Annotated in this window: 12 protein-coding genes; 7 read left to right on the top strand and 5 right to left on the bottom strand. The window is 59.9% G+C overall.

Annotated elements, in window-relative coordinates:
* Positions 1 to 11: 11 nt before the first annotated feature.
* Positions 12 to 377 (bottom strand): hypothetical protein, encoded by a 366-nt coding sequence (locus ACZ5IU_RS06330; protein WP_464421349.1) that lies wholly within the window; start codon positions 375 to 377, stop codon positions 12 to 14.
* A 469-nt stretch (positions 378 to 846) separates the two neighbouring features.
* On the opposite strand from ACZ5IU_RS06330, the gene ACZ5IU_RS06325 reads away from it, so the two are divergent.
* Complete coding sequence (locus ACZ5IU_RS06325; protein ID WP_464421348.1) at positions 847 to 1,329, top strand: HIT family protein; 483 nt, start codon at positions 847 to 849, stop codon at positions 1,327 to 1,329.
* Complete coding sequence (locus ACZ5IU_RS06320) at positions 1,326 to 1,955, top strand: IMPACT family protein (RefSeq protein ID WP_464421347.1); 630 nt, start codon at positions 1,326 to 1,328, stop codon at positions 1,953 to 1,955. The genes ACZ5IU_RS06325 and ACZ5IU_RS06320 overlap by 4 nt, the downstream gene beginning before the upstream one ends.
* Here ACZ5IU_RS06320 and ACZ5IU_RS06315 read toward each other — a convergent pair.
* Positions 1,925 to 2,365 carry an N-acetyltransferase family protein gene (locus ACZ5IU_RS06315; RefSeq protein WP_464421831.1) on the bottom strand — a complete coding sequence of 147 codons (441 nt, stop codon included), beginning with the start codon at positions 2,363 to 2,365 and terminating at the stop codon, positions 1,925 to 1,927. The two genes, ACZ5IU_RS06320 and ACZ5IU_RS06315, sit on opposite strands and share 31 nt — an antisense overlap.
* A 427-nt stretch (positions 2,366 to 2,792) precedes the next feature.
* On the opposite strand from ACZ5IU_RS06315, the gene ACZ5IU_RS06310 reads away from it, so the two are divergent.
* Positions 2,793 to 3,332 (top strand): biotin transporter BioY, encoded by a 540-nt coding sequence (locus tag ACZ5IU_RS06310; protein ID WP_464421346.1) that lies wholly within the window; start codon positions 2,793 to 2,795, stop codon positions 3,330 to 3,332.
* Between the two features lie 158 nt (positions 3,333 to 3,490).
* Here ACZ5IU_RS06310 and phrB read toward each other — a convergent pair whose 3' ends face one another.
* The 3 genes from phrB to ACZ5IU_RS06295 form a co-directional block, all read right to left on the bottom strand.
* A complete protein-coding gene (gene phrB, locus ACZ5IU_RS06305; protein WP_464421345.1) occupies positions 3,491 to 4,828 on the bottom strand; it encodes a deoxyribodipyrimidine photo-lyase in 1,338 nt (445 codons plus the stop codon).
* A 48-nt stretch (positions 4,829 to 4,876) separates the two neighbouring features.
* Complete coding sequence (locus ACZ5IU_RS06300; protein WP_464421344.1) at positions 4,877 to 5,710, bottom strand: aminotransferase class IV; 834 nt, start codon at positions 5,708 to 5,710, stop codon at positions 4,877 to 4,879.
* A gap of 155 nt (positions 5,711 to 5,865) precedes the next feature.
* Positions 5,866 to 6,570 carry a polysaccharide deacetylase family protein gene (locus tag ACZ5IU_RS06295; protein ID WP_464421343.1) on the bottom strand — a complete coding sequence of 235 codons (705 nt, stop codon included), beginning with the start codon at positions 6,568 to 6,570 and terminating at the stop codon, positions 5,866 to 5,868.
* A 142-nt stretch (positions 6,571 to 6,712) separates the two neighbouring features.
* Between ACZ5IU_RS06295 and ACZ5IU_RS06290 the strand changes: the two genes are divergently transcribed.
* From ACZ5IU_RS06290 to ACZ5IU_RS06275, 4 genes are all read left to right on the top strand, one after another.
* Complete coding sequence (locus tag ACZ5IU_RS06290; RefSeq protein ID WP_464421342.1) at positions 6,713 to 8,935, top strand: response regulator; 2,223 nt, start codon at positions 6,713 to 6,715, stop codon at positions 8,933 to 8,935.
* Between the two features lie 35 nt (positions 8,936 to 8,970).
* Positions 8,971 to 9,627, top strand: a complete 657-nt coding sequence (locus tag ACZ5IU_RS06285; RefSeq protein WP_464421341.1) for a response regulator — start codon at positions 8,971 to 8,973, stop codon at positions 9,625 to 9,627.
* A 163-nt stretch (positions 9,628 to 9,790) separates the two neighbouring features.
* On the top strand, positions 9,791 to 11,947 hold the full coding sequence (locus tag ACZ5IU_RS06280; protein WP_464421340.1) for a methyl-accepting chemotaxis protein: 2,157 nt from the start codon (positions 9,791 to 9,793) through the stop codon (positions 11,945 to 11,947).
* Between the two features lie 69 nt (positions 11,948 to 12,016).
* Positions 12,017 to 12,274, top strand: coding sequence for a hypothetical protein (locus tag ACZ5IU_RS06275; protein ID WP_464421339.1), 258 nt, complete (start codon positions 12,017 to 12,019; stop codon positions 12,272 to 12,274).
* Positions 12,275 to 12,284 lie beyond the last annotated feature (10 nt).

Below are 12,284 nucleotides of genomic sequence, written 5' to 3'. Positions count from 1 at the left end.
TTCGAGCGATATCACGTATCGCAGAATGCTCCCGATTCTCGGTATGTATCGTCTTCGCTTCCAAAGGCGCTTCTGAAGGCAAAGAGTTCGCGCTTGGCTTTACCGGATCGCTCTCCTTTTTTTGAGCGATACGGAAATTCTTTCTTCTGCACAATGCGAAGGACTCCCTTGGGATATGGGGTGATATCGAAAAATGATTCATCGTTTGAGGTGAAGAGAAGAGAGTGAAGCGACTGATCGACGGCGGCTGATTGTGGAAGTTCAGATGAATTCTCATATTGTGCGATGAAAGACGAATTTTGCTGAAACTTGTCGGCTACGCATTTCATCTGCGGATATTTTTGAGAGGAGTGAATTTCCGGGATGATTGATGTCAACGCGAGGAAGTATCCGGTCGTTTGTGAGGCATCCGGAGAAGAATCCCGCCACTATACCGGGGCGAATGAGATTTGTCTCGCGACGAATATCTTTCGAGGCGAATTTCGATGCGATCGTATCGCGAAGTTTCCAAGCCATCGCGTCGAGGCGGGGTGATGTCGCGTGTCGAGAAATCTGCCTCCACATCCGTTGCGTACCCCTCCATGGATCGCGCACGGTTTTCCGGGGTGTCCCGCCGATACACAGATCGAGTCGTTATGCCGAAGCAAATGCCAATGTTCCGGATGAGTGTTTCACGTGAAACATTTATTTGCGAGATACATTTCAGTCCTCATATCTCGTTCGTCGATTTGCGTTCTGATTTTGCGTTTTCCGGAATCGCTTTCGGACGCCGAATGACTCCCACAATCCCGCTCGCGGGAAAACTGGAGTATACTACAATACAAATACCGACGATGAGGTGATGATGTGGAACACATCTTCGCGCCGTGGCGCATGACATATATCAGGATGTCGGACAGGAACGACGACGGGTGTTTTCTTTGCAACTACCCGAAGGAAGATCGCGACGAGGAACATCAAATCGTCGCACGCGGAAAACACTGCTTCGTCATCTGCAACGCATTCCCGTATAATCCCGGTCACCTCATGGTCGCGCCGTACCGACACTCGGCCGATTTCGCGGGGCTTTCTCCCGAAGAGATCCTCGACATCCATATGCACGTCGGGCGCGGCATTGCCGCCTTGAAGAAGGCCATGAATCCCCAAGGATTCAACATCGGAATCAATCTTGGAAAGGTGGCCGGAGCCGGACTCGAAGAGCATCTTCACGTCCATATCGTCCCGCGGTGGAACGGCGATACGAACTTCATGCCCGTTTTTTCGGACGTTCGTGTAGTCGCCGAATCTCTTGCCGAAACGTACCGACGAATTCACGACACCTGGGAATGACCTGCGTCTTCATCGAGCCCCGAAACGACGTCGAAATCCGTGAAGTCATTCAGAGATCCCAGTTTTTTGGCATCGTCCGGTGCGCCCGCGACGAGAATTCTGCTCGCGTCATTCTCTCAGGAGTCGGGGATCGGTACAGGAACGCAACGCATATCTGCTACGCATATCGCATCGGATTCCCGAAGATCACGGAGTTTGCGACGGATGCCGGTGAACCCTCCGGAACCGCCGGTCGTCCCATTCTTGGAGCCATCCAGCGAACTGACCTGGCGAATACGCTCGTCGTCATCGTTCGTTTTTTCGGAGGTATCAAGCTCGGAGTTCGAGGACTCATCGAGGCGTATGGTTTCACCGCTTCGGAAGCTCTTCGAGCGGCGAAGCGAATCGAACGGAAGGCTGCGCTCCGATGTTTCCTGCGTCTCCGATACGATCAATACTCCGAGACGCTTGCGATCCTGCGACGCTTCGGTTGCATCGCAGAAGCGCCCGAATATGCGGAAGATATCCGGTTCATCGCGCTGGTCCCCCTCGATTCTGTTGCTCTCCTGAGAGAATTCCTCGACGAACGTCTCGCGCGCGGCCTGATCCTCGAGTGCTATTGGGGAGAGGACGTCTCTATACTGTAATCTCCGGAGCTTTCTCCTAACGCATTTCGAGAACGGTCACAACGCTTCCGAAAGCGTCGAAACTCTTCCTTCCTCCCGCAGTCCCTCCGACTTTTTCGTAAAAAACCGATGGTGCGTTCGTTCCCCTCGAGAACCCAAAGCGCAAGCTCCGCCCGTCCGTACGACGCCAGAGTGGCTCTTCCGGATGCAGACAGCTTCCTTCCGATTCCCATACCCTGAAATTCCGGAAGGACGTACATCGAATAGATCTCTCCGGAATGACCATCATTCGGACTCTCGCAGGAGCGCTCCGGTCCGCCGATACAAAAAGTCGCAAGACGCCCGCACGACTCCGCGACAAGGGCAAACTCTCCGTCGTGCTCCCCCTGAACTATTTCAGTCACATACAGGGCGATTTCCCGGCCCGTCATTCCGGAAAGTGTCTCTTCGGAAATCAGCCCGCGATATGCGTCCCGCCATGTCAGAACCTGAATCGAGCCGATTCCGGCCGCGTCCTCAACCGTGGCGGAACGAATCGTGACGTCGTCCGGACAACAACGATCAATCTTTCGAGTCATAGCGATATCACTCAATTAGTCAGGATTCATCATACTCTTCCCACACATTTTAATGGCGAAATATTCTCCTGGGCGAGATATCGATACTTCCCCAGCGTTCCGGATAAGCGCCGCATCGAGCCTAATTCGTAAACATAAATTTGTAATGGTTGACATTTGTGCGTTTTCGGAGTAGAACCTTGAATCGCAAATACCACGATGCGCCGGCGATACGTTTCACGTGAAACGACGCCCCCCGTCGTCAATCGCGGAAGACACATATCTGACAGGAGTGATTCCCATGCGTTCACGCAGCATCGTTCTTGCCTCACTCTGCGCCGTCCTCACCGCAGTCGGGGCACGGATCGCAATTCCGATCGGTGCCGTTCCGATAACCCTTCAAGTCCTCGTTGTCCTGCTATCGGGCTTTCTTCTCGGCCCTAGGCTCGGTGCCGTGTCGCAGATCGTCTATATCGCGCTCGGGCTCACCGGCGTTCCCGTCTTCACATCCGGCGGAGGAATTCAGACGCTTCTGTCGCCGACATTCGGATATATTGTCGGCTTCGTTCCAATGGCATGGTGTGCCGGCCGATTGACCACCGGGAACGATACGACTCTCCCGCGCTTCTTTCTCGGCGGACTTGTTGCCGTCTGCGTCCTCTACCTTTTCGGCGCGTCCGTTCTCATGTGGAATATGACGTACGTCGCGGGGAAATCAATGTCTCCCGCCCTTGCGTTCAAAGTAGGCATCCTTCCGTTCGTCGGCATCGATATCGTCAAGGCGGTCATCGCGTCGCTCGCGGCCTGGAAGATTCGCCCCCTCCTGTTTCGCGACCGGTGATGACTCGCAGCCCAGTCCCTTCTTCGGACCGGGACCTCGTTTCGTGAAGACGCGCAAAGTATCAATCGAGTAGAGAAGGGCGGAAATTTTCGATATCACCGTGTTGAACAAAAAATGGACCGGATTCTGTGGAGTAAAGCGTTGACTTTATCTGATCTTCAACGCCGAGAGCTCCATCCGATATACGCTTCGACATCGAACTTACGCTTCGCTCCGGCGAACGTCATACTCCGGACCGTCCCGAAAATAGCTCGTTCGCCCCACGGACGGTCGTGAAGTCCCGCGAGACCCCACGAGATTCCCGCATAGCCGTTCGGGTCGCGTCCGTCGAGTTCGTAGCGGTCGTTGAGGCGGATCGCGATTTCGAGCGCTTTTTCGGGACTCTCCGTCCATTCGAGGATCTTCTTGACCCAGTACATCCGGAGCCATCCGTGCATCCTGCCGAGTACAACCATGTCTCGCTGTGCGGCGTTCCAGAGGGGATCGTGCGTTTCGGCGGCCTCGAGCGCTTCCGGAGAATAGAGATGGCCGCGGGGGTCGGTCGCGTGCTTTTCGAGCGTGGCGCGCGCCCATTCCGGCCACCCTCCCGTCGTGTCGTAGTTGGGGGTCCGGTGGCAGAAGTTGTCCGCGAGCTCGCGGCGGACGATCAGCTCTTCGAGGAATGTGTCGCGTCCCGGGGACGTCGTCGCAGCCGTTTCGTACGCGACGCGTTGCGGCGCGATCTGGCCGAAATGGAGATATGGCGAGAGTCCCGAAAGAGCGTCCATGTTCGGATCGTTGCGTTCCTGCGGATACCGGTCGAGACGGTTCGCGAGAAAATCGCGGAGGCGGGTCATCCCGGCGGCGTACCCCGGGATCGCGTTTTCGACCGGTGCGACGGATGTATCGACTCGAAAGTCGGTTTCGAGTCGGTCGAAGGATACAGGTGGCGGGAAATTTTCCGGAGGAAAGGGGTGAATGGTGAGGGGAGGAATGTTCGTCAGGAATTCGGGGAGGCGCGCGTTGATTTTCGGGCGCAACGTTCGCGCGGCATACTCCCGCCTGTCCGACGCGGCTCGGCACGGAACGACATTATGCCCGTCGACTTCGGTGAGGCGGACCGGGAGGGTTTTCGCGAGCGTATCCTGCCACGCGCGCTTGGGTCTGAGCGGATCGAAATCCGTGACGACCCACCCGGCGCGGATTTCGTTCGCCAGAGACGCGACCGAATCCGGCGGATCGCCCGTCCGGACGAGAAGGGGAATTCCGTTCGACCGAAGGACGCGCTCCGTTTCCTCGAGACCTCGCAGAAGAAAGGAGTACTGGCGCTTCGTCGCCCCGAGAAACGACGGCGCGAGCGCGAAAACGACATAAACCGGCGTCTTCGTGGTACGCGCCCGCTCCAGCGCGCGGAGCAGCCCCCAGTTGTCGTATGCGCGCTGTTCCCGGCTCATCCAGTAGATTACGGGGCCGGGAGCGTACGGTCGGTCGTTGAGATCGTGACACCGTTCATCCACCGTCCCCGCCGCCTTTCCCGAAAATGCGTCACGCCCGTATGGACGCCATCACTCCAGCCATTCGGCAATGCAGCCCGCGTAGATCTGCCGCAGCCGTCGCGTCAGCGGTCCCGGCCTGCCGTCGCCGATGACGGCGTCGCCGATCCGGACCACCGGCAGGATTCCCTTGAGCGATCCCGTGATAAAGGCTTCCGAGGTCCTCCCGAGTTCCGAAAGAAGCGGAACGCGTTCACGGACTCTCATGCCGTTGCGTTTCGCGAGTTCGATGACGATCCATCTCGTCGTTCCGGACAGAACGCGTCCCAGCGGAGCAGTGACGATTTCTCCGTCAATGACGAGGAAAAAACTGCTGTGGGCTCCCTCGGTGATCTCTCCGCCGGGGCAGTAGAGAACCTCGAAGGCACCCCGTTCCCGGGCCTCGAGCGAGTAGGACGTCATGTAGTCGACGCTCTTCGTCTCGGGCGACCTTCGCGCCATGTCGAGCGGCCAGAGGAGCACTCCGGTTTCGTACAGCTCCTTCGCGGGGCTCGTCGCGCGCTCGAACAGAATGAAGAACCGGGGATTCGGAAAGCCCGTCGTTTCGTCGAACGTATCTCCGCCGGTGATATACGGACGGATGAGAGTCTCCGTTCCCGGTTCCATGCGGTGGAGCCCCTCGCGAATGATCGCCTTCATTTTTTCCGTGTCGACGGGCAACGCTATCGTCGATGCTCCAGCGGATACGATCAGGCGTTCGATATGCGCCGTCATGCGGAGCGGACGTCCGCCTACAGTGGGAATCGACTCGAAAACACCGACGCCGCGCTGAATGATCAGATCGGAAACCGGGAGCATCGCCTCGCTCAGCGGACGGAATTCCCCGTCCATGTAGCAGAGATTCACTCTATCACCTCGTGGGACTCATACTCCGGCGGCGTGACATGCCGACGGCCGGATCATTCTACCACGTCGGCGCGGCCAACCGGCGGAAGACACGAGAAAGCCGGAGCGGTAAAACCGCTCCGGCTTTCTCGTGTCGGAGGAATTACCGGAGAAGGTTACTGGCCTTTTCCGGCTGTATGGGGCACTCGCGCCGTTTCCCGGCGCGGAAGCTGATCGACCGTCACGAACGAATACCCTTTTTTCCTGATCCCCTCGATGATCGCAGGAAGAGCCTCGACCGTCGGTTGGACACCGATATGAAGAAGAACGATGGCCCCGGGATGAATCTGACCGACGACCTTTCTCGCGAGTTCCGGAGCGGAGTCCTTCGCCCTGTAGTCTCCGGGATTCACCGTCCAGAATACGGGCACGAGCCCCCGTTTCGCCGCCAGTTCGAGAACGAACTCGTTGTACTGTCCTCCGGGAGGTCTGCAAAAAACCGGATACGTCCCCGTTATCGTCCGGATCGTCTCCTGGCACATGTCCCACTCGAGGTGCGCATTCTCCGGCGGAAGCTTCGTGATGTTGTTGTGATAGTGCGAATGGTTCGCGACGATATGTCCCTCGGCGATCATCCGCCTGATGCAATCCGGTTCCACCGCGGCGAAACGCCCGACGACGAAAAACGACGCCTTCACATCGTACCGCTTCAGAATGTCGAGGATCCGGTCGGAGAAACCCGCCTCGGGACCGTCATCGAACGTCAGAGCGACCGTCCTGCCCCTCCCGTGATGGATTTCCTCCCAAGCAAAAAGTTCCGTGCAACCGAAATCCCCGGTCGCAAGGAAGAACACCACCGCAGCTATCAGCAACGCACGCACGTATTGCAGCCGATCTCTCCCCATTGAAAGTAGTGTAGCACATCGGACCGCGTCACGCTACAGGAAAAGGAAAACGGGTGTACATTGTCGGGTCTTTTGGATAATATTCTACTATGTCTGAACCCGAAAAGGAGGACTCGCGGTGTCCCGAATCCTGAAACGAAGCGTGGTTCCCCTGGCGGTCGCGCTTCTCTTCGGTGTCTTCCATCTCGGAATCGTCTTTCTGATGGAACGGAAGATCGTGAATCCGTCGTTCTCGCCGCAGACGATCTTCGGCATCGCGGCGGGAATGGCGCTCTCATATTTCGTCGCGTCGCGCCTCCAGTCCTGTACCGAAGCCGCCATAAGCGCGAAACTGCGATACAACGCCCTGTTCGACGGCAACGTCGAGCCGATTCTCGTTCTCGACCCGGAAACCGGGGCCGTTATCGACGCGAATCCCGCTGCCGTCGCCTTCTACGGCTACCCGAGGGATCGCTTGCTTTCGATGAATATCGCACAAATCAACCCGATTCGGGAAGACAAGATCAGGAAAAACCTCCGGAACGCCGCGAACCGCACGAAAACCCGCTTCCTCTTCCGCCACAGGCTGGCGGACGGAACGGAGCGTCCCGTGGAAGTCTACAGCTTGGCGTCGGATGCCGGCGACCGGACGCTGATTTATGCGATCGTCCACGACGTCACCGACCGGCTGCGGATGGAAAAGGAACTCGCCGTCCTCAACGAGCGCCTCGAGTCGCAGGTGGACCAGAGAACTCAGGAGCTTCGCGAGGTTCTCTCGAGCCTCGAACGGGAGATCAGCGGACGCCGGATTCTCGAGAAGGAACTCCGGCTCGCGCGCGACGAATCGGAGCGCGCGAACCTCGCGAAGAGCGAATTTCTCTCTTGGGCGAGCCACGAACTGCGCACGCCGCTCAACGCGGTCATCGGAATGACGAACCTCGCGCTCGATACGGAACTCGACGAGGAACAGCGTTCGTACATGGAATCGGTCCTCTGGTCGGGAAACAGACTCCTGCGCCTCGTGAACGACCTTCTGGATCTCTCCCGGGTCGAGGAAGGGCGCATGATCCTCCAAGAGGACGCGTTTTCAATCGTCGATTCGTTCGAACGCGTCCTGCAGGACAACCGGGCTGCGGCGGAGGAGAAGGGGCTGCGGCTCTCCCTCCGCACGGAAGGAACGATCCCGTCCGCGATGACAGGGGACGCATTCCGCGTCGAACAGATCCTCGACAACCTCGTCGATAACGCGATCCGCTTCACCGACGTCGGTTCGGTCTCCGTCACGCTCTCCGTCTCCCTGCGCGAGGGAGACGACCGTACGGCGGATGTCTCGTTCGTTGTCGCCGATACAGGAATCGGCATTCCGACCGAGGACCTGCCGCACATATTCGACCCCTACGTCCGGTCGACGCCGCCCGGAGGACGCGGCAGCATCGGGCTCGGTCTCCCGGTCTCGCGGCGGATCGCGAAGCTCCTCGGCGGGGACGTCTCGGCGCAGAGCGACGATTCGGGGTCGACGTTCCGCGTCGATTTCCCGCTGAAAATCGCGGACGTTCCCTGCGCCGCCGGCGAAGAAAACCGTTCTCCGGAGGCCGACGGTGCGATCGGAGGGGAGACGCTCCGCGTCCTTCTCGCCGAGGACGAACCGATGAACCGCGAAGTGGTGCTCGGGATGCTCCGCAATACGTCATGGACCATCGACATCGCCGAGAACGGCGAGGAAGCCGTGCGGAGCTTCGAGTCGGGCGACTACGACCTCATCCTCATGGATGTCAAGATGCCCGTCTTCGACGGGCTCGAGGCGACGCGCCGGATCCGCGCGATCGAAAACGAACGGGCATCCTCGAAACGAACCCCGATCGTCGCGATGACCGCCTACGCCATGACGGGAGACCGGGAGCGCTGTCTCGCGGCAGGCATGGACGACTATATCTCGAAACCCGTGAGGCGGGACGAAATCCTTCGCGTCGCCGCACGAGCCTTCTCCGGCGGCGGATCGGCGGAGCCGAACCAGTGGAGTGACTCCGGATTGTCTTCCATTGCCCGTCTCGCGGGAAACGATCCCACGCTCATGACGCCCATCCTTCGCGCTTTCATCGAAGTGGCGCCGACGCACATCGCCGCCCTCCGGAAAAGCGTGGAAAGCGGCGACGCGGCGGGAACGGAGGAGGCGGCGCATCGTCTCAAGGGGCAGTCGTCTTATTTCGACGACAGGACCGCGTCCGAAATCGCGGCCCGACTCGAAGCGGACGCCCGCGAAGGGAGAATGGAGAACGCTCTCTCCGATTCCCGCGTCCTCGAAGCCGCCATGCGATCGCTGCTCGTCCTCGCGCGCGGATTTCTCGAGAGGAGTGAAGCCTGATCCCCTATCGCGTCCTGATCGTCGACGACGATCTGATGGTCTGCCGCATCAACCTGCGGTACCTTTCGACCGTGGAAGATTTCGTCTCCGCCGGAACGGCCGACGGAGCCGAGGCGATGTTGCGCCGGCTCGGCAGCGGCGATATCGATCTGATGCTCCTCGATATCTATATGCCCGGAATGAACGGCCTCGAGGCTCTCCGCGAGGTCCGGATGCGGGGAAACACCGTTGACGTCGTCCTCGTGTCCGCGGCCGACGAATGCCGGTACCTCAAGGAAGCCATCGGTCTCGGCACGCTCGACTATCTCATCAAGCCCTTCAGCTACGACCGATTCCGTTCGATGCTGGGGGCCTACGTGATCTATCGCCGGACGCTCGACACGCTTTCGGCCGAAGGACGCCTCTCCCAGGAGGCTGTCGACGGCGTTTTTTCGTTCCGGACCCTCCGCGACACCGGACAGACGCTCGACGAGCTTCCGAAGGGCTTTCAGGAGGGAACCCTCGAGAAAATCCTCGACACGCTCCGTTCCCTCGGCGCCCCCGTCACATGCGAGGAAACTGCAGCTGCCTCCGGAATCGCGCCCGCCACCGTGCGTCGCTATCTCGGACATCTCGTCGGGAAAAACCGGGCCTCCATCGACCTCGAATACCGTTCGACGGGACGACCCGTCAACCGCTACCGCCTCCGGTGATACCCCGCGGATGGAACGACCGTAACGGTTAATGGAAAAAAATCCCGCGGCGGTGAACAAAAATAGCGCCATAATTCCCTCAAACCTTGCAAATGTCCGGCGAAACGCTCACAATTTGACGCGTACAGACGGCATATATTCCGGAGAAGAGGGAGGAAGAACCATGAAAAACCTCAGGATCGGCATGAAGCTCGCCGTTGGTTTCGGGATTCTGATCATCCTGTTCGCGGCGGTCGGGTACGTCAGCGGCGCACGGCTCGCCGGCGTCAGCGACGAGGCCGCCACGCTCGCCGATCAGTACGTGCCGAGCGTCCGGCTCGCCGCCGGCGTCGAACGGCAATCGCTGAACCTCGTCCTGAAAACCGATCTGTTCAGCCTGACGGAAGATTCGAGCCACGCCGACGACGCGAACGCGCATGTCTCGAACGTCCGCAATCACCTGAAGGAGGCTGCGGACCTCACGGCGAAATATCCGGGACTCACGACCCTGAAGACGAACGCGGAAGCCGCCTCGAAGGGGCTGGACGTCTTCGTTTCCCGTTTCGAGGCGACACGGGATCTCCTCGGGAAGATGAACGCCGAAAAGCGGAACGCGGACAAAACGGGACAGACGTTCGTGAGAATGTCGAAGAATTTTCTGAGAATCCAGTACGAAACATTCATCACGGAGGTCAACGAGTTCAAGGAATCCGAAGCGCTGCTCGCACGGCTCGACAAGATCAGGATGCTCAACGAGGCCATCCAGTCCGTGGACGACGCCCGGATTCTGACGTACGCGGGAATCCTCTCTCGTTCTCCCGGGCAACTGGATCGCGTCGAGAAGATCGTCGACGGAATCTTTCCGACCCTCGATGCCCTCAGGAAGGTCACGCAGCAGAAAGCGAACCTCGACATCATCGACGAGGTCGAGAAAGCCGCGAAGAACTACAGCCAGGCCGTCAGGAACTACAAGGCGACGTGGCTCGAGCTTCAGGTGCTCGACGCGGAACGCGCCGAAAGCGCGAACAACGTTCTCTCGGCCGCCCAGAAGGTTACCGACGGCGGCATCGCCCACGCCGGGGAAATCGCGAAGTTCACCGTCGCGGAAGCGACCGGCGCCAGAAAGATCGTCACCCTCGCCCTCGTCGCCGCGGTTCTCGCGGGACTTCTGATTTCGTTCCTCATCACGCGCGTCATCACGCGTCCGCTCGTCACGGCCGTCGAACTCGCGGAACGGGCCGGAAAGGGAGATCTCACGATCTCCCGAAAGGACTTCCGATACGATTCGAACGACGAAATCGGAACGCTCGCGGACGCGCTAGCGGCGATGGTCACAGCGCAGGCGGAATCGGTCCGGCAGATAAAGGCGACGGCCGGCGACCTCGCGCGGCGCGCGGAATCCCTTGCGGCCCTGTCGCAGGAGACCAACGCCTCGGTCGAGGAGATCCGGGGATCGGTCGAAGAGGTCGCGTCCCTCTCGGAATCCAACAGCGCCGCGATCCAGCAGACGAACGCGGGAATCGAGGAAGTCGCCTCCGGCGCGCAGAACGCCGCGAAGACGGCGGGCGACGGCGCGTCCTTCGGTGAAGGCGCCGGAAAGATGGCGCGCGAGGCGGTGGAGCAGGTCGACGAGGTTATCGGGGATATCCGGAAGGTCGGAGAGCGTTCCGGGGAAAGCGCGGAGAAGATCGGCCACCTCGCGTCATCGGTCGAGGAGATCTCGCGCTTCGTCACGGTCATCACGTCGATCGCGGACCAGACGAACCTTCTGGCGCTGAACGCCGCCATCGAGGCAGCGCGGGCCGGGGACGCCGGACGCGGCTTCGCGGTCGTCGCGGACGAAGTGCGCAAGCTCGCGGAAGAATCGGCGAAGGCCGCGCAGGAAGTCGCCCGTCTCATCACGACGCTTCAGTCGAACGCGGATGCGTCGATATCGGCGACGCAGGAGGCGGGTGCCATCATGAAGAGCACGACGGCGAAGGCCGAAGGCGCACAGAAACGCCTTCAGGAGAGCCTCGCGGCTATCGCGAGGCTCGTCGACTCGATCCACGGACTCGCGTCCGTCGCCGAGGAGCAGGCCGCGTCAAGCGAGGAAATGGCGAATTCCATCGACCAGGTCGCAAAAAGCACCGTCCGGATCGCCGAAATGGTCGACGGGGTCCGCGGCGCGGTCGGAGAGACGTCGAAGGCTGCGGACGGCGTCGCGGGAGAGGCCCAGAAGATCTTCGAAGGCGCCGGGCACATGGAGGCGCTCCTCTCGGGATTCTCGGTCGACCGCGGCGGAGACGGGAACCCACTCTCCGCCGGAGAAAAGGAAAACGGGCTTGTCGCCGCGGGATAGTACATCCGAAGATTTTTCGGTACAATATCGATGTTGTCAGAAAATCGATCGATGCAGGAGGCACGTTATATGGATTGGAGTTCGATGCCCGCGGATACGATGGTCTGCGCGGCCAGGAACGTCACGCTGCGGGATGTCGTCATGAGTATCGCGCAGGGTGCGGAAAGCGTGGAGGATGTCCGCAGTGCCGTCGGGATGCAGGACGGGGATGAAGGGCTCGAGAATCTCCACGGAATCGTCGAGGTTTTCCTCCCCGTCATCCGGGATCTTCAGAGCGGAGGCTGCGGCGGCGGTTGCAGCGGATGCTCCGGGTGCCACGGGGGCTGACGGCCCCGGG

The organism is Lactivibrio alcoholicus, assembly GCF_055390895.1.
The sequence above is the reverse complement of the archived record's forward strand: the minus strand, read 5'-3'. Positions and strand labels throughout refer to the sequence as shown.